The 25,419-nt window shown below is 69.3% G+C and carries 22 protein-coding genes; 14 read left to right on the forward strand and 8 right to left on the reverse strand.

What is annotated here, in order from left to right; genetic code table 11:
- The first annotated feature begins 447 nt into the window (after positions 1 to 447).
- The 3 genes from PUR53_RS07855 to PUR53_RS07865 all read left to right on the forward strand — a co-directional run bounded on the left by PUR53_RS07855 (position 448) and on the right by PUR53_RS07865 (position 8,471).
- Positions 448 to 7,767, forward strand: coding sequence for a polymorphic toxin-type HINT domain-containing protein (locus PUR53_RS07855; protein ID WP_443080273.1), 7,320 nt, complete (start codon positions 448 to 450; stop codon positions 7,765 to 7,767).
- A gap of 40 nt (positions 7,768 to 7,807) precedes the next feature.
- On the forward strand, positions 7,808 to 8,218 hold the full coding sequence (locus PUR53_RS07860; RefSeq protein ID WP_329907831.1) for a hypothetical protein: 411 nt from the start codon (positions 7,808 to 7,810) through the stop codon (positions 8,216 to 8,218).
- Positions 8,219 to 8,300: 82 nt separating this feature from the next.
- Positions 8,301 to 8,471, forward strand: a complete 171-nt coding sequence (locus tag PUR53_RS07865; RefSeq protein WP_329907832.1) for a hypothetical protein — start codon at positions 8,301 to 8,303, stop codon at positions 8,469 to 8,471.
- A gap of 15 nt (positions 8,472 to 8,486) precedes the next feature.
- On the opposite strand, the gene PUR53_RS07870 is transcribed toward PUR53_RS07865, so the two are convergent.
- Positions 8,487 to 9,278 (reverse strand): hypothetical protein, encoded by a 792-nt coding sequence (locus tag PUR53_RS07870; RefSeq protein ID WP_329898676.1) that lies wholly within the window; start codon positions 9,276 to 9,278, stop codon positions 8,487 to 8,489.
- 109 nt (positions 9,279 to 9,387) lie between these two features.
- Positions 9,388 to 9,846 carry a hypothetical protein gene (locus tag PUR53_RS07875; RefSeq protein ID WP_329907833.1) on the reverse strand — a complete coding sequence of 153 codons (459 nt, stop codon included), beginning with the start codon at positions 9,844 to 9,846 and terminating at the stop codon, positions 9,388 to 9,390.
- Between PUR53_RS07875 and PUR53_RS07880 the strand changes: the two genes are divergently transcribed.
- The 4 genes from PUR53_RS07880 to PUR53_RS07895 all read left to right on the forward strand — a co-directional run bounded on the left by PUR53_RS07880 (position 9,830) and on the right by PUR53_RS07895 (position 11,888).
- The gene (locus PUR53_RS07880) at positions 9,830 to 10,255 is read left to right on the forward strand and encodes a DUF7737 domain-containing protein (protein WP_443080274.1); all 426 of its coding nucleotides are present in this window, start codon (positions 9,830 to 9,832) and stop codon (positions 10,253 to 10,255) included. The two genes, PUR53_RS07875 and PUR53_RS07880, sit on opposite strands and share 17 nt — an antisense overlap.
- A 173-nt stretch (positions 10,256 to 10,428) precedes the next feature.
- Positions 10,429 to 10,908, forward strand: coding sequence for a TM2 domain-containing protein (locus tag PUR53_RS07885; RefSeq protein WP_329898679.1), 480 nt, complete (start codon positions 10,429 to 10,431; stop codon positions 10,906 to 10,908).
- On the forward strand, positions 10,901 to 11,299 hold the full coding sequence (locus PUR53_RS07890) for a DUF2752 domain-containing protein (protein WP_329907834.1): 399 nt from the start codon (positions 10,901 to 10,903) through the stop codon (positions 11,297 to 11,299). The genes PUR53_RS07885 and PUR53_RS07890 overlap by 8 nt, the downstream gene beginning before the upstream one ends.
- Before the next feature lie 325 nt (positions 11,300 to 11,624).
- On the forward strand, positions 11,625 to 11,888 hold the full coding sequence (locus PUR53_RS07895; protein ID WP_005481016.1) for a TM2 domain-containing protein: 264 nt from the start codon (positions 11,625 to 11,627) through the stop codon (positions 11,886 to 11,888).
- A 180-nt stretch (positions 11,889 to 12,068) separates the two neighbouring features.
- Here PUR53_RS07895 and PUR53_RS07900 read toward each other — a convergent pair whose 3' ends face one another.
- From PUR53_RS07900 to PUR53_RS07920, 5 genes are all read right to left on the reverse strand, one after another.
- Entirely contained in the window at positions 12,069 to 12,848 is a 780-nt protein-coding gene (locus PUR53_RS07900) for a succinate dehydrogenase iron-sulfur subunit (RefSeq protein ID WP_045562915.1), read from the reverse strand.
- The gene (gene sdhA / locus PUR53_RS07905; protein WP_329898681.1) at positions 12,848 to 14,602 is read right to left on the reverse strand and encodes a succinate dehydrogenase flavoprotein subunit; all 1,755 of its coding nucleotides are present in this window, start codon (positions 14,600 to 14,602) and stop codon (positions 12,848 to 12,850) included. The genes PUR53_RS07900 and sdhA overlap by 1 nt, the downstream gene beginning before the upstream one ends.
- Before the next feature lie 23 nt (positions 14,603 to 14,625).
- On the reverse strand, positions 14,626 to 15,117 hold the full coding sequence (locus tag PUR53_RS07910; protein ID WP_033525297.1) for a succinate dehydrogenase hydrophobic membrane anchor subunit: 492 nt from the start codon (positions 15,115 to 15,117) through the stop codon (positions 14,626 to 14,628).
- A 5-nt stretch (positions 15,118 to 15,122) separates the two neighbouring features.
- Positions 15,123 to 15,503 (reverse strand): succinate dehydrogenase, cytochrome b556 subunit, encoded by a 381-nt coding sequence (gene sdhC / locus PUR53_RS07915; RefSeq protein ID WP_078936941.1) that lies wholly within the window; start codon positions 15,501 to 15,503, stop codon positions 15,123 to 15,125.
- 311 nt (positions 15,504 to 15,814) lie between these two features.
- Positions 15,815 to 16,516 carry a 2-oxo-4-hydroxy-4-carboxy-5-ureidoimidazoline decarboxylase gene (locus PUR53_RS07920; RefSeq protein ID WP_329898682.1) on the reverse strand — a complete coding sequence of 234 codons (702 nt, stop codon included), beginning with the start codon at positions 16,514 to 16,516 and terminating at the stop codon, positions 15,815 to 15,817.
- A 272-nt stretch (positions 16,517 to 16,788) separates the two neighbouring features.
- Here PUR53_RS07920 and PUR53_RS07925 point away from each other — a divergent pair, with 272 nt between their 5' ends.
- The 5 genes from PUR53_RS07925 (at position 16,789) to PUR53_RS07945 (ending at position 21,168) form a co-directional block, all read left to right on the forward strand.
- Positions 16,789 to 18,384, forward strand: a complete 1,596-nt coding sequence (locus tag PUR53_RS07925) for a beta-N-acetylhexosaminidase (protein ID WP_329907863.1) — start codon at positions 16,789 to 16,791, stop codon at positions 18,382 to 18,384.
- 120 nt (positions 18,385 to 18,504) lie between these two features.
- On the forward strand, positions 18,505 to 19,317 hold the full coding sequence (locus PUR53_RS07930) for a DUF4328 domain-containing protein (RefSeq protein ID WP_329898683.1): 813 nt from the start codon (positions 18,505 to 18,507) through the stop codon (positions 19,315 to 19,317).
- Positions 19,318 to 19,397: 80 nt separating this feature from the next.
- Positions 19,398 to 19,952 carry a hypothetical protein gene (locus PUR53_RS07935; RefSeq protein WP_329898684.1) on the forward strand — a complete coding sequence of 185 codons (555 nt, stop codon included), beginning with the start codon at positions 19,398 to 19,400 and terminating at the stop codon, positions 19,950 to 19,952.
- Between the two features lie 85 nt (positions 19,953 to 20,037).
- Entirely contained in the window at positions 20,038 to 20,619 is a 582-nt protein-coding gene (locus tag PUR53_RS07940; protein WP_329898685.1) for a hypothetical protein, read from the forward strand.
- A gap of 120 nt (positions 20,620 to 20,739) precedes the next feature.
- A complete protein-coding gene (locus tag PUR53_RS07945; protein WP_329898686.1) occupies positions 20,740 to 21,168 on the forward strand; it encodes a hypothetical protein in 429 nt (142 codons plus the stop codon).
- Positions 21,169 to 21,394: 226 nt separating this feature from the next.
- Here PUR53_RS07945 and PUR53_RS07950 read toward each other — a convergent pair whose 3' ends face one another.
- Entirely contained in the window at positions 21,395 to 23,488 is a 2,094-nt protein-coding gene (locus PUR53_RS07950) for an FG-GAP-like repeat-containing protein (RefSeq protein ID WP_329907836.1), read from the reverse strand.
- A 310-nt stretch (positions 23,489 to 23,798) separates the two neighbouring features.
- On the opposite strand from PUR53_RS07950, the gene PUR53_RS07955 reads away from it, so the two are divergent.
- Entirely contained in the window at positions 23,799 to 24,389 is a 591-nt protein-coding gene (locus PUR53_RS07955) for an RNA polymerase sigma factor (RefSeq protein ID WP_329898688.1), read from the forward strand.
- Positions 24,386 to 25,315, forward strand: coding sequence for a hypothetical protein (locus PUR53_RS07960; RefSeq protein ID WP_329907837.1), 930 nt, complete (start codon positions 24,386 to 24,388; stop codon positions 25,313 to 25,315). The genes PUR53_RS07955 and PUR53_RS07960 overlap by 4 nt, the downstream gene beginning before the upstream one ends.
- Positions 25,316 to 25,419: the final 104 nt, after the last annotated feature.

Consider the following 25,419-nt stretch of genomic DNA (forward strand, 5'->3'; position numbering starts at 1 on the left):
CCCCCTTGGAACCGGCGCGGGACAGAGCTCGGCCGGGCCAGCCGATGATGGCTCAAGAGAGGGCTGCCGTCACGCTTCGCAAGCGCAGGGAATCGATTGAGTCGGACAACAGAGAGACGCGTAAAGGTGGTTGGCGGCTCGCGGTGGCAACTGCCTTGCGGGTAGGCATCTTTGGGATATAGCGCAGCAGATAGCGCCACAACAAGCCTAGGTAGCTGGGCATTTGCGGAGAGAGCTAGCTAATTGCGCGCTTGGCCGCAGAGGGGTGACGGATTCCGAAACCTCGGGTAAACGAAGATTCAGCCTTCACTTACTGTTACGCGACGCTACGTACCGTGGCGATCATCACATCCGCACAGACGATCTAGCGGAACTCCACAAGAGCGACACAGAATCTCCCGCATCTGATACGCCATCACGCGTGGTCCGTTCCTGGTCCCGCCTCGAATGGTCCGGGGGGACCTCGCCGTGTTCGGTCGCTTCTTGCCTGTCCGCTCGCGTCGGCTGCGCCGGGTGCGCGCCGCTGTCGTGCCCACTGTCGGGGCGGCACTTCTCGTAGGCCTTCTACCGGCGCAGTCGTTCGCGTTGCCGCCCGATCCGGCCGTGGCCGAGAAGGGCCGTGAGAGCCTCAGTCTGGAGACTCTCGACCAGGACGAGACCGTTCCCGGAGCAGTCTCCGAGCCCGAGCTGGAGACACTGAAGGTCGACGTCCCCCCGGACCAGCAGCAGGCCGGGACGGGGACGGTCACCGCACCTGCCGCGGGGACAGAGTCGGTCGACCTCGGCTCGTCCGCGAGCGCGACCTCCGCCTCGGCCCGCACGACCACGGCTGCCCGACAGGTCGCCATGACTCCCGCAGGAAAGCTCCCCGTGAGCCTCGGGCAGGCTCCGGACCAGGCCGCGCCCACCGGTACCTGGCAGGTCCAGGTCTTCGACCGCGCGGCCGCCGTGTCACAGGGAGTCGACGGCACAGTCGTGAAGGTCCAGGCCCCGGCAACCGGCTCCGTGCCGATCGCGGTCAAGCTCGACTACGCGAAGTTCAAGAACCTCTACGGCGCCGAATGGGCCTCTCGTCTGCGCTTCGTCCAGTTTCCCGAGTGCTACCTGACCACGCCCGACGTCGAGGCCTGTCAGGAGTACGAGGAGCTGGAGACGACCAACGACATCGAGACCCAGTCGATCACCGCCACGGTCGACACGGCGGCGGACGGGACCGTCACTCAGGCTTCGGCGAAGACGACATCGAGCGACGGACCGTCGATCGCCCAGGCGGCTTACCGCACTTCGGGCGCAGGGGTCACACCGGTCGCCGCGACCGGCGACGCGGCCGTCGTCGGAGCGGTCGACTCCGGCGGCGGCGCGGGCGGCACGTTCAAGGCCACGCCGCTGTCCGCCAGCGGCAAGTGGTCGGCCGGCGGCTCGTCCGGTGCGTTCACCTGGACGTACCCGCTGACGGTCCCGGCGGCCCCCGCCGGCCCGGCGCCGAACATCGAGTTCACCTACAACTCCCAGAGCGTGGACGGCCGTACGGCCGTCGCCTCACCTCAGGCCTCCTGGATCGGCGAGGGCTGGGACTACGACGCCGGTCACATCGAGCGCCGTTACCGCGCCTGCCAGGACGACCGCAAGAAGATGAAGTCCGGCACCGCCAACAACACGGCCAAGAAGGACAAGACGTCCGACCTGTGCTGGGTGTCGTACAACGCGGTGATGTCCCTGGGTGGCAAGACGACCGAGCTGGTGCGGGACGCCGCCTCCGGCAGTAACCCCGAGACCGACACCGAGATCTACCGGCCGGAGAGCGACGACGGCACCCGGATCGAGCACCGCGTCGGCGGCACCAACGGCGACAACAACGGCGAGTACTGGATCGTCACGACCACGGACGGCACGAAGTACTACTACGGCCTCAACCAGGTCGGAGGCGGCCACGCCGACACCGACTCCGTCTCGACCGTCCCCGTCTTCGGCAACCACGCGGGCGAGCCCTGCCACGCCACCGCCTTCGCCGACTCCCGCTGCGGCGCGGGCAAGAAGCAGGCCTGGCGCTGGGGTCTGGACAAGGTCGTCGACGTGCACGGCAACACCCTGGTCGTCACCTGGAAGCAGGAGACCAACTACTACGCCGTCAAGAAGAAGTTCAAGTCGCCTGAGCAGTACGACCGTTACGCCTACCCGAAGACCATCGAGTACGGCATGCGCTCGGACCTCACCACGCCGTCCGCGACCGTCGAGTTCGGTGTGGCACAGCGCTGCCTGAAATCGGCCACGGCCTGCGACGCGGCGAACTTCGCCAAGACCTCCGATCCGGGCGCATACCGTCCCTGGTGGGACACCCCCGGAAACCTCAACTGCAAGTCGACGTCGAAGCTGTGCCCGGCCTTCCCGTCCTTCTGGACGCAGCTGCGCCTCGACTCGGTGACGACGAAGGCCGCCCGTGCCGGCCAGACCGGCCTGGGCAAGGTGGACACGTACGAGCTCCACCAGTCCTTCCCCGCGGACTGGTACTACTCGTCGCCCGGCCTCTGGCTGAACTCGATCACCCGTCGCGGCTTCGCTCCCGGCGACACCACCGGCACCCTCCAGCACAAGGACGGCGTCAGCTTCGGGGAGTACACGGTCGGCTCCTCCTCGCCCCTGAAGGGCCGCCTGAGGGATCGTCAGCTCCCCAACCTGGTGTCGAGCGGGCCGAAGGACCAGCGCCCGCCCTTCACCCGTCCCCGTATCGGCACGGTCGCCACCGAACACGGCGGTGACATCGAGATCGAGTACACGGGCGGTTGCGCGAGCGAGCCCTCGGAGGACAAGGGCAAGAACAACGGCACCTGTTATCCCGTCCGGTGGTCACCGGACGGCGACGAGAAGAAGCCGGCGAAGTCCTGGTTCAACAAGTACGTCGTGGACTCCGTGACCGAGAACGACAAGGTCACCGCACGGGGCAAGCTGATCCACACCACGTACGACTACTCGGACCCCGCCTGGGCGAAGTCCGACGACGAGTTCACCCGCCCCTCCCTGCGCACGCACAACGTCTGGCGTGGCTACCGCCAGGTGGCGGTCACCAAGGGCAGCGAGACCACCTCCTCGACAGGAGCGCCGCAACCACAGTCGTACTCCGAGACGCGCTACTTCCAGGGCGTCGGCGGCGAGGTCAAGGACTCCACGGACAAGTACACGCTCGTCACCGACGACGAACCGCAGTACGCGGGCATGACGGCGGAGAGCCTCACCTACCTCGACTCGGACAAGGGGAAGCCGAAGAAGCGCACCCTCAACTACCCCTGGTCGAAGCAGACCGCGTCCCGGTTCCGTGAGGCCGAGGACGGCGCGGACATGGATCCGCTGCTCGCCCACCGCAGTGGTGTGAAGCGCACGGACGAGATCCGGCAGGTCGACGACAGCTGGCAGGCCGTCCGAACCCTGACGACCGTCGACGACACCTACGGCATCCCGATCCAGGTCGAGACGGCGGTGGTCAAGCCGGACGGCTCCGGCGAGGCCTTCTCCGACCAGATCTGCACGAAGACGTCGTACGTGCACAACACGTCGGCCTGGCTGATCGGACTGCCGAAGCAGCAGCGCACCACGGGCACGACCTGCGCGGCCCATGACATCGCCGACCCGGCCACGAAGCTGATCAGCGCGACCCGCACCACCTACGACAACCTGTCGTACGGCGACGCCCCGACGAAGGGACTGGTCACGGCTGCCGCCGGTGTGGACGGCGCCGGGACCTCGTACTCGGTCGTCACGAAGACGACGTACGACCCGCTGGGCCGGGTCCGTACCGTTGCGAAACCGGGCGCGGGTACGACGGAGATGCAGTACACCCCCGGCGACGCGGGCGGTCCCGTCACGTCCGTGAAGGCGGTCAACGCCAAGGGTCACGCCGTCACCACGACCTTTGACCCGGGTCGCAGCCTGGCCCTGACGGTCACCGACGCCAACAGCCGGGTCGTCCGGAACGAGTACGACGCACTTGGTCGATTCGTACGGGGGTGGTCCCCGTCCCGTTCCTCGGGCGGCAAGTCGCCGAACGTCGAGATCGAGTACCAACCGGCGATCGCCACCTCGAAAGAGTCCCGGCCCGCCGCCGTCACGACCAGGACGCTGAAGGACGACGGCACTTACAGCCGTCAGGTGACGATCTTCGACGGCCTGATGCGCCAGGTCCAGACCCAGGCGGAGGCGCACGGTCCCGGCCGCGTCGTCACGGACACCACCTACAACGATCACGGCTTGGTCGACGAGCAGACGAGCGCCTACCTCGCGAAGAACGAACCGGCCGCCGAACTCTTCTCCCCCAAGTCGCAGTCGCTCGTCCCGAGTCGGGTCAAGTTCCGGTACGACGGCCTGGAACGGCCGGTGAGCGAGTCGAAGTACCACGACGAGAACGTGGTGCACGCGACGAAGACGGAGTACGGCGACACCAGCACGTACGTGGACCCGGCGGGTTCGACGTCGCCGCGGATCCGGACGCACACGGATGCCCTCGGCAGGGTCACCTCGATCGTCCACTACAAGGACGACAGCACGACCGCCGGACGCACGACCACCTACGGGTACGACGCCCGTGGTCAGCGCACCAGCGTCACGGATCCCGCCGGCAACGAGTGGACGTACACGTACGACGCCCGAGGGCGAGTGACCTCCACGACCGACCCGGACGTGGGTAAGACGGACACCTGGTACGACGAGGCCGACCGTCCGAACAAGGTCAAGGACGCGGAGGAGCGGACGACGTACACGGAGTACGACGAGCTCGGCCGCATCAAGTTCGTCCGGGAGAACTCCGAGACCGGCACTCCGGTCAAGTCGTTCACGTACGACTCGCTGCCGGGCGCCCTCGGCCAGCCGGTGGCCTCCACCAGGCACACCGTGAACGGCGACTACATCAGCCGCGTCACGGGATACGACAGCGAGTACCGTCCGACGGGAACCGAGACGGTAGTTCCGGCCAACACCATGACGACGGGGGTCTCCGGGACGTACGCGTACAAGTACACGTACACGCCGACCGGAAAGCCGCAGACGGTCACACTCCCGTCGGTGGGCGGACTGGCCCAGGAGAAGGTCGTCACCCGCTACAACAGCGACGGCCTGACCGAGTCGACCTCGGGCCTCGCCTGGTACACGTCCGACGTCACCTACTCCCCGTACGGCGAACCCCTTCGGACGGTGTCGGGATCCCAGCCGAACCGCGTCTGGACGACCAACTTCGTCGACCCCTACACCGGTCGCCTTCAGCGCACGGTCGCGGACCGGGAGACGGCCGGCCCGCACCGGATCTCTGACAGCTACTACGCGTACGACAAGTCCGGCCTCATCACGTCGAACGCCCGTCAGCTGTCGGACGCTTCGGGTGACACCTGGGACACGCAGTGCTTCACGTACGACGTGATGGGCGAGCTGGTCAACGCCTGGACGTCGAACGTCACGCCCACCGGCAGCGGCACGGGGTGCAAGTCGGCGGACGGGACGACGTGGGGCCCGCGGAAGGACTACGCGACCTCGTCGGGCCCGGTGGCTGACGCTCCGGACACGGCGACCGACGCGTCCGCCCCGGACGCCTCTCTGAAGTCGACGCTGACGGCCACGGCCCCGGCGGCGAACACGGTCGCCACCGGCGCCACCGCCTACCAGCAGGCCTTCACCTTCGACTGGCTGGGCAACCGGGCCACCCTGACCGAGGCGAACCCGGCGGACGCGACCAAGAACGTCACCTACACGTACGGCTACAACCCCAAGCGGCCGCACACGATGACGTCGATCGACTCCAGCCCGGCGGGGCAGGGCAGCACGTACACGTATGACGCGGTGGGCAACACGAAGCTCCGGGAGCTGCCGGCCGGGGCCCAGGACCTGAAGTGGACGTCGGAGAACAAGCTCGACACGATCACGGTCGGCGGCAAGAAGACGACGTACGTCTACGACGCCGCGGGTAACCGCCTCCTGGAGAACTCTCCCTCCGGTTCGACCCTGTACCTGGGCGAGACGGAGGTGACGACGGGGAGCTCCGGTGCGGTGACCCGCGCTTCGCGGTCCTACGCCCAGCCCGGCGCCCCGGTGGTGACGCGCACCGCGACCAGCGGCGCGACGACGGGACACCAGCTTTCCGCCCTTCTCACGGACCACTTGGGAACGGCGAACACGGCGGTGGCGCTGTCGAGCGGCCAGGCGGTCACCCGCCGGGCCGCCAAGCCGTACGGCGAACTCCGCGGCCCGAAGCCGGCGTCCTGGCCCAACAAGCGCGGCTACATCGGCGTCGGCATCGACGACACGGCCACCGGCCTGACCCACATCGGCGCCCGCGAGTACGACCAGAACTCGGGCCGTTTCATCTCGGCGGACCCGATCATCGACATCGCGGACCCGTTGCAGATGAACGGATACGCGTACAGCAACAACAGCCCGGTTTCCAAGTCCGACCCCACGGGTCTGTGCCTGACCTGCGGCGTGGGCTATCCGATCGGTGGTACGGGCACCAACGGGACCAAGAAGGAGTATGTGGGCGCCCGTCAGGGTGCTTCCCAGGGAGGGGGCGGGGTCGGTGAGCCGAGCCGTACCCCAGAGGCGGAATGGGTAAGGGCCCATACTCCCAGGTCGAACGACGCGCGCCAGGTGGCTAGTCAGTACTTCGGCCACGGAAGCAACAATTTGACCAGCGCCGCGGGTGGCTACTGGTATCCCCAGACCAATGTGTTCGGCAGTCCGGAAACTGTCTGCTTCGGTCGCATGGCTTGCAACGCGGCGTACGCCTATTCTCTCGCCCACCGGGATGATGTGGCCGGGGCGAAGGAAATCGCCGCCAACTACTGCGTCGAAAATATGGACAAATGCGTGAAGGACGCTCGTGTCTGGGAGCGAGTGATGGAGCTCGGGGACGAGTTCGTCATGGCCCTGGGCATGGGCCGAGGTGGTCTGCTCGGTAAGGGGGGCCGGAAAGCCGGAGGTTGCACACAGTGCTTCCTCGCCGGCACCGACGTCCTCATGGCCGACGGGACCACCAAGGACATTGAGGACGTAGAACTCGGCGACAAGGTTCAGGCCACGGACCCTGAGACCGGCGAAACGGGTGCGCGTGAAGTCACCCGCCTCATCGTCACAGAGGACGACAAACACTTCAACGAACTCTCCATCGCCACGGAAGACGGCGTCGAACAGCTCACAGCGACCTACGAGCACCCCTTCTGGTCGCCGTCAGAGGACGACTGGATCGAAGCCGGCGACCTTGAGCCGGGCATGACGCTGCTCACCGACGAAGGCGACACGGTACTCGTCACCGGCAACCGGGCCTACACGCAGCACGCGACTACCTACAACCTCACCGTCGACGATCTGCACACGTACTATGTATTGGCTGGGCAGACCCCGATCCTCGTCCACAACTCGAACTGTGGGCCCGGATTCAATTCTTCCATGTCGGCCTTCCGGCACTACATGAAGCATGTGTTTGGAGTGCAGCTCAACAAGAAGGGGAACTGGACGGGGGTGCATGGCCACCGCGAGCCGGATATGGCTGAATTCAACGGTCGTGGTGGATTCGCCGCCTATAAAGAAGCGGCAAGTGCGTTCATGTCCGGAAGTCCGCGACGTGGCGATCTGGTATCGAGTGATGGGACGCTATTCCGGGCGGATAGTGCAACTGGCTATTTCGGAGTGCTGGATGGTCGAGGTAGCATTCAGACATTCTTCCGCCCGGGCGGGGATTTGAATAGCTACATGCGAGAGCAGCAGTCGAAATATGGAGGGTCTTTCATTGAGTGACAGATGCCCTGCGTGTCCCTTCGAGAGGTGGTGAAAAATCTTGGATAGCGGAACCGATTTCCTTCAAGGGTACGAGCAAGTGCAATTTATGGCAGGGCGAGGCGAGGGTGTCTCCGCGTTGCGGGACTTGGCATCGTGGCGGGAGTTTGTAGCCGCATGCGGGGAAGGTTATGACGACGTGCTCCCCGAATATTTTCATGATCTTCGAGTGCGGGATGCCATCGAACGTGGACTTGCGGAGCATTCCCTGATGGGAATGAGAGGGTTTAAAGATTTCTCTCGAGCCGTCCATATCGTCGATGAACGATTTCGAGAGATCGCGACCGTGCGTATTGCGCTTGCCGATCCAAAGGTGTTCTCCTGGTGGCATCACGTGGTTCCCGGCAGGGGGAGTGAGGAGTTTGCCCGTGATCTGCAACTTCACTTCGGCGTCACGATTGAGATCGTCTAAAAATAATGACTTCTTCCCGTGCGATATAGTGAGCGTTCTGGTGGCCCACAGTGATTTCTGACGGCAGTAGTTGACGGAAACGGTGCGAGCGGGGCCGCTCGCCGAACTCGCGGTGCCGGGCCGGCAGTACGACAACGAGGCGGTGCGGGCCGTCCACGGCGTGGTCCGTGATGTGCTGGTCCGGGGCGACTTCCGCGGCCCCTCGCCGGTGCCCGGTCAGCCGCCGACGAACATGGTCGTCCTCGACGACTGACCGGCACCCCGACCGTCAGCCCCCGCAGCCGCCCACCCGCCGCGTACTCAGCGCGATGTCGTCCAGCCGGACGTCGTACGACGACGGGCTGGGGTTCGCCTGATACAGCTGCCAGCCCAGCTTGAGCTTGTCGAACGTGGGGAAGACGAAGTCGTCCGCCGTGCCGCCGTGCTGCTGCGTGGAGACGGTCAGGTCGGACTGTTCCACGCCGTCCAGGTACACGGTGACCCGGTTGTCGGTGGCGTCCAGGTGGAACTCGACGCACTGCCACTTCCCGGAGACGGCCGGGGCGGACGTCCTCCAGTCGGTCCAGTCACCGGTGGGACCCAGATCGGAGCCCACACCCCAGAAGTTGCCCTTGTCGGTGGGCGCGTACTGGCCGCCGAGAGGGCGGACGAGGGTGGGGGAGTCGGGGCCTGAGGCCTCCGCGAGGGTCCAGTGCGCCCAGTCGGGAGCCGTAGGAAACTCGGCCACCCGCAGTCGCATCCGCGCCCAGAAGCTGTTGCCGGGCGGGGCGAGGTCGGACAGGACGACGAAGGCACGTCCGTTGCCCTCGGTACGGATATTCAGCTCACGGCCCCGGCCGTCGGCACTGGGCTCGACGGTCAGCGTGCCGTTGGACGTGTCGGTGGTCCAGCCCCGGCCCTGGGTGACCGGGCCGAGGGGAAGACGGTTGAAGTTCTCCCGGACGAGCGTGCCGTCGTACGTCTGATGCGGGGCGGGAGTTGCCGAGGCAGTGGGGGGTATCGCGATCAGGATCGCGGCCGCGGCCGACAGTACGGCGGCGGCCTTCCTCAGGGCGTTCATGTGCGCAGTCTGTGACCAACTACCTCGCTTGTCACAGGAGTTGCACGGAATTCGGCCACCCGCCCCATGGCCCATACGGTCGTCGGAAAGCGTACGAGGTGTTGCCCGTCTACAGCGGCGCAATCTCCACCCGCCCCGAGAACCGGCTGCCCACCTGGGCCGCCAGCCACTCGACGCGGGCGGTGTCCTGATCGCCTCGGACATGAACGTGGACGGTGTGGTCGGGGGACGGCTCGTCCTGGTAGAGGTCGCGGGAGTTCACCGAGAGGGTGAGGTAGGCGTACTTCCGTGTGATCAGGCCCAGGCCCGCCGTGGGGACCTCAGGCCACCCGTTGAGGTCCCAGCGGACGGCCGCCGAGTCCGGGCCGAGAGCGGCGATGAGCGGCTCGGCCGAGGCCAAGGAATGATCCCAGTCGTGCACCGTGATCGGGACACAGGCAGCCGGGTCGTCGCCGCACTCGGACGATCCGTGCTCCTTTCCCGCCTGTGCCCACCAGCTGAGGTCGGGCAGCAGTTGGCGTATGCGGTCCGCGACGTCGGGTGAACGGATCGTGGCCTCGAAGTCCACCACCGCGCCCTCGAGATCCGCGAGCGAGGGCCGCTTCGTCGAGTACTGGACGTCGTACGGCTTCGGCGAGTTGGACCAGAGCGCCGAGACCCGTCGCGCGCTGCTGGAACGGCTCGTGCCACGGCTCGCGATCGCCGACCGGTGCACGCTGGAAGGGCAGTTCCTCCAGGTCGAGGGTGAACTGCACACGTACCGGATCCATCTCGGGTCCGGCAACATCCTGATGTCTCCGAACGACCGCTATCTGTGCGTCGTTCCCAAGTCGACCGTCACCGACGGGAACGGAACCAGACAGACCGGCTATCTCCCCTTCGAGGGCGACCGTATGCTCGCAGTCATCCTCAGCAAGGCGATGCTGCTCGCCAAGGACACGGAGATCACGGACCCGACGATCGTCAGCCGGCTGTGAGGCGCCTGTGACGGCCGACGACGAGGTGATGTGACTCCGCCCACACGCGGGAGTCGGTGGGTACCCGGTCGAAGTAACAACTTCTCTCCGGGCCCTCCCCTCCTGCAATATGACGGACAGCCCATAGTGAGTTTTTCAGCCGCTCAAGCAAACAACACGCAGGAGTCAGTACCGTGACCGAGCAGCCTCAGCAGCCCGCTCAGCCCCCGCAGCCCCCGCAGCCCGGATACGGGTACCCGAACGCGGCCCCCGGCCAGCCGGGCGCCAACCCGTACGGGGCTCCGCAGGGCGGCTATCAGCAGCCGGGCGCGGGCCAGCCCGGCTACGGCTACCCCCAGCAGGGCGGCTACCCCCAGGGCGGCTACCAGGTGCCCCCGACGCCGGGCGGCGCGTACACGGGCGACCCCAACGCCCCGTACGGCTACGACCCGTACGGGCGCCCGTACTCCGACAAGTCGAAGATCGTCGCGGGCATCCTCTCGCTGTTCCTGGGTGCCTTCGGCGTCGGCCGCTTCTACATCGGTCATGTCGGCCTCGGTGTCGCGCAGCTCCTCACCTGCGGCGGCCTCGGCATCTGGTCGCTGGTCGACGGCATCATCCTGCTGACCAGCAGCAACACCACGGACTCCAACGGACGTGTCCTGCGTGGCTGAGCGCGGCCTCAGCACCCTCCGGCATCCGGCGGCGGCCCCCCTCGCGGTGGCCACCGCCGGGCTGGCGGGTGCCGCGTACCTGTACGGCACCAACCCGCACGAGTCCGGTCAACTGCTGCCCCAGTGCCCGTTCCGCTATGTCACCGGGCTGCTCTGCCCCGCCTGTGGCGGCACCCGCATGGTGTACGACCTGCTGCACGGGCAGTTCGCCGCCGCCTGGCACGACAACCGGGTCCTGCTGCTCGCCGCGCCCTTCGCCCTCCTCCTGCTCGGCCGCTGGTTCGTCGAGGGGGTGCGGGGCCGCCGCTGGCGCCCCGAACTGAAGCCCCGCACCCAGGCCTTGATCCTGGGCATCGCGGTGACGTGGACGATCGTCCGCAATCTTCACTGAGCGGTCACGGCCGAATCTGTCTTTCTTCCCCACTCCGGCCCCCGTAAATCCCTTACGCCCGCTTTATGTTGCTCAGTTGTCGCAAGTTGGCTGGAATCGGATCACGGAATCGGAACGATCGCTCGAATCCCCTCCCGTCCGCCCCTTGCGCCTCACTAGGCTGCAACCGCTGCAGGGGGGATGACGGGGGATACGTCGTGCTCGATCGTTGGCCGGTATTTGTCGTGCCCGATCGCTGCCGGTTTCGTGCCGCGCCTTCTCTCCTGGGATCCCCCCGGAGCAATCCGCTTCGGTTATTCAGTCAGTACATCCAGGAGTTACTTCCATGACCGTCCCCACCCCTGACGCTCCCTTCGGCCACGACCCGCAGGGTCGCCCGTACTCCGACAAGTCGAAGATCGTCGCCGGCATTCTGCAGCTCTTCCTCGGCACGCTCGGCATCGGTCGGTTCTACGTCGGTTCCGTCGGCGTGGGCGTCGCCCAGCTCCTCACCTGCGGTGGTCTGGGCTTCTGGTCCCTGATCGACGGCATCCTGTTCCTCACGAGCAACGACCGCACCGACGCGCAGGGTCGCGTCCTGCGCGGCTGATCGCGCTCGGGGTCACCGCCGAGGTGATCGACCGAAGGGCCTCGTCCGCCGCGGAGCTTTCCACAAGGCTCCGCGCGGGGACGGGGCCCTCGTGCGTGGGCCTCGCATTCGGCTCCGCCGGGAACGGGGAAGGCCCGCAGGCGAACCTGCGGGCCTTCCGTCACGGAGATCGGCGACGGATCAGAAGCGGCGCGTGATGAGCGCCCGCTTCACCTCCTGGATCGCCTTGGTGACCTCGATACCGCGCGGGCAGGCGTCCGTGCAGTTGAACGTCGTACGGCAACGCCACACGCCGTCACGGTCGTTGAGGATCTCCAGCCGCTGCTCGCCGGCCTCGTCACGCGAGTCGAAGATGAAGCGGTGGGCGTTGACGATCGCGGCCGGGCCGAAGTACTGGCCGTCGTTCCAGAACACCGGGCACGAGGACGTGCACGCGGCGCAGAGGATGCACTTCGTGGTGTCGTCGAAGCGCTCGCGGTCCTCGGCGGTCTGGAACCGCTCACGCGTCGGCTCGTTGGTGTCCTTCGTGATCAGGAAGGGCATCACGTCCCGGTACGCCTGGAAGAACGGCTCCATGTCCACGACCAGGTCCTTGAGGACCGTGAGGCCCTTGATGGGCTCGACCGTGATGGGCTTCTCGGGGTTGATGTCCTTGATCAGCGTCTTGCAGGCCAGACGGTTCTTGCCGTTGATCCGCATGGCGTCCGAACCGCAGATGCCGTGCGCGCAGGAACGGCGGAACGTCAGCGTGCCGTCCACGTCCCACTTGATCTTGTGCAGACCGTCGAGGACGCGCTCCTTGGGGTCGATCTCCAGCTGGAAGTCCTGCCAGCTGGCCTCGGCCGAGACCTCGGAGTTGAAGCGACGGACACGGAAGGTGACCGTGATGTACGGGGAGTCGGCGAAACCGGGCTCGGGGCTGCCTGCCGCGTCCGCCTTGTCCAGGGTCGGGGTTGCCATCAGTACTTACGCTCCATCGGCTGGTAGCGGGTCTGGACGACCGGCTTGTAGTCGAGGCGGACGGTCTCGGAGCCGTCGTCGCCGACCTCGCGGTACGCCATGGTGTGACGCATGAAGTTGACGTCGTCGCGGTTGGGGTAGTCCTCGCGGTAGTGACCGCCGCGGGACTCCTTGCGGGCGAGCGCCGACACGGCCATGACCTCGGCCAGGTCGAGCAGGTTGCCCAGCTCGACGGCCTCCAGGAGGTCGGTGTTGAACCGGCGGCCCTTGTCCTGGATCGCCACGTTCTTGTAGCGCGCGCGCAGCTCGGCGATCTTCTCGACGGCCGTCTTGATCGTCTGCTCGGTGCGGAACACCATGACGTTGGCGTCCATGGTCTCCTGCAGCTCGCGCCGCAGCTCCGCCACCCGCTCGTTGCCCGTGGAGTTGCGCAGCCGCTCGATCTGCTCGACGACCAGCGACTCCGGGTTCTCCGGCAGCTCGACGAAGTCGGCCTTCTGGGAGTAGGCGGCGGCGGCGATGCCCGCCCGCTTGCCGAACACGTTGATGTCGAGCAGCGAGTTGGTGCCGAGCCGGTTGGCGCCGTGCACGGAGACACAGGCGACCTCACCGGCGGCGTACAGACCGGGGACGACGGTGGTGTTGTCGCTGAGGACCTCACCCTCGACGTTCGTCGGGATGCCGCCCATGGCGTAGTGCGCGGTCGGCTGGATCGGGATCGGGTCCGTGTAGGGCTCGATACCGAGGTAGGTGCGCGCGAACTCGGTGATGTCGGGGAGCTTGGCGTCGAGCTGCTCCGGCGGGAGGTGCGTGAGGTCGAGGTAGACGTGGTCGCCCTCGGGACCGCAGCCGCGGCCCTCACGAATTTCCGTGTAGATGGAGCGGGACACGACGTCACGGGACGCGAGGTCCTTCATGACCGGCGCGTACTTCTCCATGAAGCGCTCGCCGTCCTTGTTGCGGAGGATGCCGCCCTCACCGCGGGCGCCCTCCGTCAGCAGGATGCCCATGCGCCAGATGCCGGTCGGGTGGAACTGGAAGAACTCCATGTCCTCCAGCGGCAGCCCGCGGCGGTACACGGCGGCCTGACCGTCACCGGTCAGCGTGTGCGCGTTGGACGTCACCTTGAAGAACTTGCCGCAGCCGCCGGACGCGTAGATCACGGCCTTCGCCTGGAAAACGTGGATCTCACCGGTGGCGAGTTCGTACGCCACGACACCGGCCGACTTCTTGACGCCGTCGACCTCGGTGATCAGCTGGTCCAGGACGTAGAACTCGTTGAAGAACTCCACGCCGTGCTTGACGCAGTTCTGGTAGAGCGTCTGGAGGATCATGTGGCCGGTGCGGTCGGCCGCGTAGCAGGAGCGGCGGACCGGGGCCTCGCCGTGGTTCCGGCTGTGACCGCCGAAGCGGCGCTGGTCGATCGTCCCGTTGGGCGTCCGGTTGAACGGCAGGCCCATCTTCTCCAGGTCGAGGACGGAGTCGATGGCCTCCTTCGCCAGGATCTCGGCGGCGTCCTGGTCGACCAGGTAGTCACCGCCCTTGACCGTGTCGAAGGTGTGCCACTCCCAGTTGTCCTCCTCCACGTTGGCGAGCGCGGCGGCCATGCCGCCCTGCGCGGCGCCCGTGTGGGAGCGGGTGGGGTAGAGCTTGGTCAGCACGGCGGTGCGGCTGCGCTGCGTGGACTCGATGGCCGCGCGCATACCGGCGCCGCCGGCGCCGACGATGACGGTGTCGTACTTGTGGATCTTCATGATCGGTTGCCTCAGCCCCGTGCCTAGCGGATGTTCGGGTCGAAGGTGAAGATCACCAGCGTGCCCAGCAGGATGGTGAACACCGTGGCGGTGTAGAGCAGGCCCTTGAGCCACAGCCGCGTGTTCGGGCGCTCCGCGTAGTCGTTGATGACCGTGCGCAGGCCGTTGGCGCCGTGCAGCATCGCGAGCCACAGCATCAGCAGGTCCCAGGTCTGCCAGAACGGGGACGCCCAGCGGCCCGCGACGAACGCGAAGCCGATCTTGGAGACGCCGCCGTCGAGGACGAGCTGGATCAGCAGGTGGCCGATGACCAGGACGACCAGGACGATGCCGGACAGGCGCATGAAGAGCCACGCGGCCATCTCGAAGTTGCCGCGGGTCGACTTCGGGCTCTTCTTGGTGCGCTTACGGGGCGGCTCGATGAGGGGGGCCGGGTTGTCGGGGCTGTAGCCCGACAGTTCCCCGGTGCCCTCGACGGGGCCGATGCCGGATGCGGTGGTTTCAGTGGCGGACATCTGTCTCAGCTCCCGAAGACTTCACGAGCGGCGTGGCCGAGGACGGGGTACAGGGCCCCGATCATCAGGACGAGCCAGATGCCGACGACGGACCAGAGCATCGTCTTCTGGTGTCGGGGGCCGTTGGACCAGAAGTCGACGGCGATGACCCGAAGACCGTTGAGCGCGTGGAAGAGGATGGCGGCCACGAGGCCGTACTCCAGCAGCGCGACGATCGGCGTCTTGTACGTGGCCACGACCTTGTCGTAGGCGTCGGGGGAGACACGGACGAGAGCGGTGTCCAGCACGTGTACGAACAGGAAGAAGAAGATGAGGACGCCGGTGACTCGATGAGCCACCCAGGACCACATTCCTTCCCGGCCGCGGTACAGCGTTCCAGCCGGCACGGAAGAACCCTCCGGGAGCGGGGATTGGGGCCGGCCGGCTTGCTTGTCGGTCTGACCCGGCCGGGTACGGTCCACCGGCCCCGGCCATGGTAGCGACGTCGTTGCGCTTGGCTTAAGCCGGGAGGGTTGGTGTGATCAAACTGGCATACAAAGGTGCACGTAAGGGTTAGTAGCGGGCGGCATCCGGGCTGGGGGTGCTGGGGGGATGCCGGGTGCGGGTTCGGTGGGGGCTGGTCGCGCAGTTCCCCGCGCCCCTAAAAGATGCGCAGTTCCCCGCGCCCCTGAAAGTGAGCCCCCGGCTCCTCGCGCCCCTAAAACATGCGCAGTTCCCCGCGCCCCTGAAAGTGAGCCCCCGGCTCCTCGCGCCCTGAAAAGAGTGCCTGGCTGCCCGCGTCGCTGGGAGGGGCTGTGCGGGTCAGGTGGGTGGTCAGGCGGGATCTGGCGAGGCGGCGTAGTTCCTCGGCCACCACCACGCGCTCCTCCTCCGGGTCGTTCGAGAGGCGGGAGCGGATGCCCTCCAGGGTGCGGTCGAGGAGTTCGTCGGGGTGGGCGGCGTCCAGGGCGATGACGAAGACATGGCCGAAGCGGGCCTCGTACGCGGCGTGCGCGGCGTTGAGGGCGGTGTGGGCGACGCCGTAGGTGTCGTCGGGCAGGACGGGCAGCGTCTCCCCGGCCAGCGCCTCGGCCAGGTCCGCCGCCGTGAGGTCGTACGCGGCCTCGTCGGACGCGGCGAGGAGGGCGTCGACGTCGGGATAGGGCCGGTGGTCGGTGAGGCGGTGCGCCCAGCGGAGGCTGCGCAGGCAGGCGAGGAGGGTCTGCCGGGCGGCCTCGGCGGGGGCGTGGTTGAACCGCTCCAGGGCCGAGGGGCCGGGAGTGGGGGCCTGCTCCGGTATGGCGACCTGGCCGGGGAGGTGGGGGAGACGGTGCGGAGGCAGCGTGGGTCCTCGGCGGTGCGTAGGGGTCGGCTGGGCAGGCTGTGCGAAAGGTGCCACCACGTTATCGAGGCGGTTCATGGGCTGTCCGTTCGATGCCCGAAATTCACCCGGACGGGAGAGTTTCGGAACCTGTGGTGGACGGTTCGGGTGGTCGGACGTCGTAGGTTCGAGAAGGGGGCTCGGCGGAGAGTCGGGAGTGAGACCGGGGACAGCGCGTGGCGAGAGGTGTGTGAGATGTCGTGGACGGTGAGCGGGACAAGGACCTGGACCGGGACGGGGACCGGGGGCGTGTCGTGAACCGAGGCCGGCGCAGGGCACCCCGCAGCAAGACGGCGATCACGTCGAAAGGGTTGCTCCTGGGCACGGGAGCGGTTCTGGCGGGCGGCGCGGTCGCGGTGGCAGTGACCGTGTGGCCGGGCGACGAGAGGCGGACGCCCAGCGGATCGGGGCCGTCGCCGGAGCGGTCGTCCGTGAGCGCCGCCCAGAGCACACCCTCCGCGCCCCCGTCGCCGTCGCGCAGCTATCCCCTGTCGAAGAAGCCGCAGACCATCCCTGCCGTACGGCAGCACGAGCCCGCCCGCGGCCCCGGCTGGAAGCCCGCCGACGGGGGCCGGGTCGTCGTACGGAACGCGGCGCTGGCCGACGAGGGGCGGCTGACCGCCGGGGAACTCGGACTGGCGTACGCGGGGGAGGAGCGGCCCCGGGCCGGGGACGTGGAGCTGGCGCTCACCGGAGCGGCCGCGCCGAGGTCGGAGGCGTACACGCTGACCGTGAAGGACGGCCGGGTGCGGATCGCCGCGCCCGCCGAGGCGGGCGTCTTCTACGGCACGCGCACCCTGAAGCAGGAGGTGCGCGGCGGCGGTACGGCGCCGGAGGGCGTCGTCCGGGACGAGCCGGCCAAGCCGCAGCGCGGGTTCATGCTCGACATCGCGCGCAAGCACTTCACGGCGGGCTGGATCGAGGACCGCATCCGTGAGCTGGGCGACCTGAAGTACAACCAGCTCGGCCTGCACTTCTCCGACGACCAGGGCTTCCGGATCGAGTCCACCAGCCACCCCGAGGTGGTCTCCCGGCAGCACCTCACCAAGGCCCAGGTGCGCAAGATCCTGGACCTCGCTCAGAGCCGCCACATCGAGGTCGTGCCCGAGATCGACTCGCCGGGGCATCTCGGGGCCGTGATCGCGGCCAACCCGGGGCTCCAGCTGAAGAACGCGCAGGGGGTGGCCGCGAGCGGGGCCGTCGACATCTCCAATCCACGGTCCGCCGAGGTCGTGGACGAACTGCTCGACGAGTACGCCGACCTGTTCGACGGCGCGTACTGGCACCTCGGCGCCGACGAGTACCGGGCACTGATGGCCTCGAACCCCGAGGCCTCGTATCCGCAGCTGGCCGCCGCCGCGCGCCAGAAGTACGGCCCCGGCGCGACCGTCGCCGACCTCGCCACCGGCTGGCTGAACGACCGCGCCAAGGTGATGCGCGGACACGACCGGACCGTATGGGCCTGGAACGACGGGTTCTTCCGGGGCGGCTCGGTCCAGGCGGACAAGGCGATCCAGGTCGCGTACTGGACGGGCAAGGAGATCGGGGCCCGGCCGCCGATCGAATATCTGAGCGCCGGGCGACAGGTGATCAACTACAACGACGAGTACCTGTACTACGTCCTCGGCGAGCCCAACCAGTTCGTGTACCCGACCGGGCAGCGCATCTACGAGTCCTGGACCCCACGGGTGTTGCGCGGCACCACCGCCGTGCCCGCCCAGTACGACGACCAGATCCTCGGCGGTTCCTTCGCCGTCTGGTGCGACCTCGCGAACCGGCAGACCGAGGCGCAGGTCGCGGCGGGCGTCCGGATGCCGCTGCGGGCGCTCTCGCAGAAGCTGTGGGACCCGGGGAAGCCGGCCCTGACCTGGCCGCAGTTCCGGGAGCTGGCGGGGAAAGTGAGCTGAGCCCCGGGGCGGAACCGGGTGGACTGGCGGGGCGGGGAGCCGTAGGGTCCGCCTGTTCTTGATGCTGCGCGTGAGGTTCTGGGGAGGAATCCGCGCTGCCATGACCGTCGGGGGATCTGGATGACGTGCACGCGCTGTCGGCAGTTCGACGCGGCGCCCGGGGGAGAACTGTGCCGGGCCTGCGAGGCCGAGGACCAGCATCCGGATGTGGGTGCGGGCCTCCCGAAGGCTCCGCCTCCGGTTGTCGGTGTGCCCCTGGGGCCGCCGCCCCTGTTGCAGTCGCCGGTGGTGCTGGGACGGGTGGTGACGATCCTGCTCGGGGCGGTCGTCGTGGCCGACCTGGTCGCGGTGTGGGCGGATCTCGCGCTCCTCGACGTGATGAACCGGATGGTGGCTGACGACTGGAGCGTGGCCCTGGAGCGTGATTCCGACTGGGCGGACGTACTGATAGCGCTGGCCGCCACCCTCCAGACGTTCACCTATCTCGCCACGGCCGTCGTCTTTCTGGTCTGGTTCCACCGGGTGCGGGTCAACGCCGAGGTGTTCGACCCCTTCGGGCACCGGAAGAAGCGGGGCTGGGCGATCGCCGGCTGGTTCGTGCCGGTGGTGAACCTGTGGTTCCCGCGCCGGATCGCCGTCGACTGCTGGGAGGCGAGCGGCCCGTGGCGGAAGCCGAGGTCGCACGCGCTCGTCAACACCTGGTGGACGCTGTGGCTGCTCAGCCTCATCGCGGGGGAAGTGGGCGACCGGGCGTACTTCCGGGCGGAGGCGGTCGAGGAGTACCGGACCGCCGCCCAGCAGATGCTGTTCGCGGACTCCCTCGAGATCGTGTCCGCCGTGTTCGCGGCCCTCTTCGTCCTCGCCCTCACCCGGATGCAGGACGACAAGGCGCGGAGCGGGCCGCGTGAGCCGGAGCCCGTGGCCGCCCTCTGACGGACCTTCTGCCAGGGGCAAGCGTGCGGATTGCCCGATTCCGGGGGCGAACCGCCGTACCGCTGTGGTCTATTCCCGGTATGGGGTACTGGGGGTACTACGTCGTGGGCAGAAGCGAGCGGCCGCTCGCGGAGCTGGACGCGCTGGCCGGGGCCGAGACCATGACGTTGTGCGTGACGGCGGACGACGGCTGGCAGATCTGGGCGTGCCCGACGGGCGCGCCGGGTGCCGAGGCGGCCGGGGAATCCGGGGCCTCGGGGGGCGCCGGCGATGTCGGGAACATGCACACGCTCGCCCGGGAGACCGGTGCGCCCGCGCTGTTCGGCTATGTCATGGACAGCGACTGCGTGGTCGTCGAGGCCGCCGGGCCGGAGAGCGGGGCGTGGACGACGTGTCTCGCGCGGCGTGCCATGGCCGCCTATCTGGGGGACGGGGAGGGGCTCACCGTCGAGGACTACTTCCTCGAACCGCGCGACGCCGCCGAACGCGCCGTCGCCTGGGCCGCGGAGGCGGGGCGGGCCGTCGTCGAGCGGTCCCTGGTCGAGGTGTTGACCTCAGAACCTGGACCGGCGGACCCCTTGGCTGAAAACATTCTGTTCCGGTTGCTCGACCGGCTCGGGGTCGTCCCCATGTGACACTCCCGCGTCGTCGCACGCAGTAAGGGGAAGTGCGGGCTCCGTATAACCGGGGCACGGTCGAGCGGGATCTAGGGGAGGCGCGATGAGCCTGGTGGAGCTGATGGCCCAGGCCGACGAACGCGGTCTGGCGGCCGGTGGGTTGGCTTGTTTGGACCGCTGCGTACCGCTTCTCGGAGGCGACGACGAGGTGCTGCGCCCCCTGTGGGCGGGACTGGTGGACGACGGGGAGGAGTGGGGAGAACGCGTCGCGAAGATACGCGGCGAACTGTCGCCGGCGGGCGGGCCCGAACCCGACTCCGACGGAAGCGGGGACGAGGAAGTCGCCCTGCTCGCCCGCCGGATGCTCGACGCGGTTCCCGAGCAGCGCAACGGTGACGGGCTGCGCGAGTGGGCGGAGGTGTGCTCCGTCTCCGCTCTGCGGATCCATCAACTGCTCGACCCGCTGGACACCGGGGGCGACGACTCCGTGGCGGCGTGCCGGGAGGGCCGTACCGAGGGTGCCTCCCATCTCGTCGCCGCCGAACTGCGTCGCCAGATCGTGGTGTTGGAACTGCTCGCCCAGCACGGCGCGGCCGGGCTGCGGCAGGCGCTCGGTGTGGCCACGGAGGGGCGGCGGGTGCTGCGGGCGGTCGTGTCGCGGCGCGCGCGTGGGGCGCGGCGGTAAACCTCGTTTTCCTGGTGGGTCCTGTGGGTGTCCTGGGGCCGGGTGTGGTGGTCCTGCACCGGTGTCGGGGACAGGCCGAAATCGCGAAACGTCTCGCGCCGGACGGGCGCTTTCCCGAGTGTGAGCGCACAGCAGACATTCAGTTCGGCCGGTGCCCCCGCCGCACCGGGGAGTCGTGAGAACCGGCCCGGTAGTGCGGCGAAGCCCCTCCGATGGGCCGCCGACGCGGTGGCGATGATGCGGGAAGGGGCGCGGGTGCGCCTCGACTACTCGACGCAGAGCCTGTGGCGGGTGGACCGGATGATCGAGGAGATCCGCCGGGAGGGACCGCCGTACGCCGCCGTGGAGGGCGCGCTGCGGGGTTTCGGGGCGTACGGCGGCGAGGTCCTCGTGCGCTGGGCCGACGGCGAATGGGTCGAGTCGGGCGGCGGCTACTGGGTCCGCACCTGGGACAACCGCTACTGGGACCCCTTCGACGAGGCCCGCCGCTGCTTCACGGGCGACGGTTCGCTGCGCCTGCTGTGCCACGACGCGATGCCCTCCGGGTGAGGCCGGTTGTTCGTCCGCGGGTGCGTGGGGCTTCTCGCGCAGTTCCCCGCGCCCCTGAAAAAGCAGGGGCTGCGCCCCGTGCTTTTGCCCCTGAGTGGCCGTAGGCCCTCAAGGGGCGCGGGGAACTGCGCGACCAGCCCCCACCGGACGGACGCTTGGGGGTCAAAGGGGCGCAGCCCCTTGAGGAGGGGACGGGTAGGGGCGGCGGGGGCGAGGAAACCCCGGGCTACGGAGTCAGGAGCTGCCCCAGACGCCCACCCACCGACGCCCCCAACTGCGTCACCCCGTAGTACACGGACCGCGAAGCCACCGGCACACCCCCCACGGACGGCACGAACAGAACCGTCCCGTTCCCCTCGTCCTCCCCCTCCACCCCGACCACCACATCGCCGTACCCGTCCCCGGTGACATCCGCCCCCGACACCGCCGACCCGAACTTGTCCTCCGCCTCGGTGGCTCCCCCCACATCCGGCGCGTCCTGCGAGAACGCCAGCGACCCCGCCCCGCTCACCCCGGCACCCGCACCCTTCAGCAGCCACACCGACCCCGCGTTGCCCCGGTTCTTCCCGGCCCGGGTGATGTCCTCGTTCGGCGCGCCGGTGAGCACGTCGGCGTACCCGTCGGCGTCGACATCGCCGACGGACACCGAGGAGCCGAAGCCGTCCGAGGTCTCGGAGGCACCCTCCACACCCGCCGTGGCCTGGTGCACCGTCCGCGTCCCCGTCGCGCCGAGGCCGGTGGACGTGCCGGGGACCACGGTCACCTGACCGCCCGCGTTGCCGCCGGACTCGGAGGCGTACGGCTGTCCGACCACGAGGTCGTCGTAACCGTCGCCGTCGACGTCGCCCGCCGCGACGGCGCGGCCGCCCTTCACGGTCAGGGTCGCCGCCTTCGTCAGCCCCAGCGAACGGGAGCCCCTGAACCAGACGATCCTGCCGATGCCGGACACGTCACGGTAGTTGAGGGCCACGTCGGCGTACCCGTCCCGGTCGAAGTCGCCGGACGCGGCGTCCGCGTAGGCCAGGGAACCGGTCGCCGTGGTGAGGTCCCCGGCGACCTCGTGGCCGTCGCCGAAGCGGGCCGCCCAGTTGCCACCCGTACCGGTGGCCGCGGTGAACACGTCCGCCCTGCCGTCGGCGTTGAAGTCCCCGGCCACCACGGTCGCGCCGAACCGCGCGCCGGCCGGCTCGAAGTCGTCGCCGAGGGCCATCGTGTCGGCGCCCGCGGTGAAGGACGGCCCGTAGAGGATCGTCACCGCGCCCCGGTCGGCGTGCCCGGTGGTGTCGTCCTCACCGGGCGCGCCGACCACGAGATCCGCGCACCCGTCGCCGTCGACGTCGCCCCACGCGGTCGCCGCGCCCCACTGGTCGCCGGACTCGGCGGCACCGGGCACGCCCGCGCTCGCCTGGTTCAGCCGGAGCCTGGCGGTCGCGACGGGGCCGTTCGCGCCGCCCGGCACCAGGGTGATCCAGCCGCTGCCGGTCCGGGGGGTCGGCGTCACCAGATCGCTCACGCCGTCGCCCGTGTAGTCGGCGGTCGGTATCGCGGAACCCCGGGCCGGGGAGGCGGCGTAGCGGCGTATCTCGGGCAGTTCGGCGTAGAGGCCGGCGCCCGGGGACGTGAGGGACGCCGCGTCGCTGCCGCCGGAGATCACGTCCAGCTCCGCCGACTCGCCGCGCGTGTACACGCCGGTGTCCTCGGACGCCGTCAGCGTCACCCTGCCCGTCGGGTCGCCCGCGTACTGGCCCAGCTTCCACGCCGCGAGCCGCGCCACGGACTCCACGGCCGCCCGGCTCGGCCCGCCGCCGTCGAAGTCACCGAGGACCGCGACGCCCGTCGACTCCCCGTCGAACCCGGGCGTGTGCGCGCCGCGCACCGACAGGTCCGCGCCGCCCGCCCGGCCTTCGTAGATACGGCCGCACTTGTCGACGACGAAGTTGTGGCCGAGGTCGCCCCGGCCGGCCGTCCCGATGTCGTCCGCCATGAGCGCGCGGATCAGGGCGGGGGACTCGGCGCAGTTGTAGGCGTTGGTGCCGCCCGTGTCGTGGACGAACACCGCGCTGATGCGGTCGAGGTACTCGGCCGTCCCCGTCACGGCCGACTCGTCCGCGCCCCACGCGGCTCGGCTGACGATCGGGGGGCGGGTGACGGTCGAGGGGCGGGCGGTGGGCACGTCGGCGGCGGCGGCCGTGCCGGCGCCCGGGCCGACCACGGCGTACGACACCAGGCCCGCGCCACCGGCCACGACGGCCCCCAGCGCCAGCCAGACCCTCCGCTTCGGCCCCAGCGGCTCCGACGCACGGCTCCTACGGTGAATCAAATGCCCCACCCCTGGATGAACGGTACGAAGACGCCACCCGTCACAGGGGTGACCCCTCTATTCAGTGCACAGGACGCCGCGAACCCCGGCACCGGGGATGCGGGTGTGGCTCATGTCACGGAGGGGGCGGAGAGGGGCCGGTGGTCCCGCTTCCGGGCGGTGTGCCCGGCCGCTGTGACACTTCCGCGAGGCGCGGCGCAGAGGAGCGTGGGGGCTTGGCGGCGTCCGGGACGGCCCCCGGGAAGGCGATCCCGGCACTGACGTGGCACTGTCGCGGACAGTTTGAGGCCAGGGAGGGGAACCTCGGCGCGTGCAGGCGTACGACGGGGAACTGGGCGCGGCCGTCGCGCGGGCCCAGGCCGGGGACGAGGCCGCGTTCGCGGTGGCCTACCGGCTCGTGCAGCCCGGGCTGCTGGGGTATCTGCGCGGCATCGTCGGGGACGACGCGGAGGACGTCGCCTCGGACGCCTGGCTGGAGATCGCGCGGGACCTCGGGCGGTTCAAGGGCGACGGGGCGGGCTTTCGGGGCTGGAGCGCGACGATCGCCCGGCACCGGGCCCTGGACCATCTGCGGCGCCAGCGGGTCAGACCCCGGGCGACCGCGCTGGAGAACGACCTGCTGGAACTGCCGGGCGCGCACAGCACCCAGGATCAGGCGCTGGAGAGCCTCTCCACCGAGCAGGCCCTGGCGCTCGTCGCCCGGTTGCCCCGCGACCAGGCCGAGGCCGTGCTGCTGCGTGTGGTTGTCGGCCTCGACGGCCCCGCCGCCGCCCGTGTCCTCGGCAAGCGCCCCGGCGCGGTCCGTACCGCCACCCACCGGGGCCTGAAGCGTCTCGCCCAGCTCCTCCGGAGCGAGGGTGTGACGGATGACGGCCCCCGGACGCTGGGGGAGTCGAGATGACCGACAGCGACGCCGGGCCGTACGGCGAGAGGGAAGGGCGCGAGATGCCGTCGGGCAGGACGGAGCCGGACATGAGCGACCGGCCTGACAACGGAGAACGGAACGCCGCCGCCTCCCCTGCCTTCGCCCCGCCCCCCGCATCCACGGAGACTTCGCCCCCGGCGTCCACGGAGACCTCGATCTCCGCGGTGCCCTCCGTCGATTCGCTCCTCGCCGCCGCCGTGCGCGGTGGCGCGTCGGCCGACAGTACGGGGGAGGCGCGGGCCGTGGCGGCCTTCCGGGCAGCGCGGGAGAGCGGGGGCCGTACGGCTCGCACCCGGCGGCGCGACGACTGGCGGCCGAACGCGCGGCGCCGCGTCCAGCTCTCCATCCGCACCACCCTGGCCGTCCTGCTGGCCAGCCTCACCCTCGGCGGAGTCGCCTTCGCGGCGATCGGCTCGGCCGCACACGGCGACAAGGGCGCCGACCGGGAGTCCGGGGAGTACGGAAGCGAGGGGCCCGCCGGCCCCGGCGCCGGTGCCTCCACCCGGCCCGGCCCCGCGGACGTGCCGCGCACCGACCCCGCGACGCCGGACACCTCCGCCCCGGCCGAGCAGGACGGCGTGTCCCGGAACCCCGACGAGTCCGGCCGACGGGCCGACCGACCGAACGACGCGAAGCCCACCGGCGACAGCCGACGCCAGTCGCCCGCCGAACCGAACGGCCAGAACGAGCCGAACGGTCAGAACGAACCGAACGGCCAGAACGGCCCGACCGAGGCGAAGGTGCCGGAGGCGAAGGTGCCGGACGAGCCGGGCCGGCCGCGGGTGCCCGGCGGCGATCGACCGGACCCGAGGGCCGGAAGCGAGGTCGCAGGCGAGGGCGGCGCGCAGAACGCCCCGCAGCTCGCTCCGGAGTCGGGGCAGAAGGCCCCCGGCGCGAAGTAAGGCCGGCGTGCTCGCGAGACCCCCGTACTCGCAAGACACCCGGCCGACTCCGCCGATGGCAACGGTCGGGGCCGCCACCCCCCACAGGAGAGGCCCCGACCGTC

Source organism: Streptomyces sp. SP18BB07, from assembly GCF_036322545.1.
Taxonomy (GTDB): domain Bacteria; phylum Actinomycetota; class Actinomycetes; order Streptomycetales; family Streptomycetaceae; genus Streptomyces; species Streptomyces deccanensis.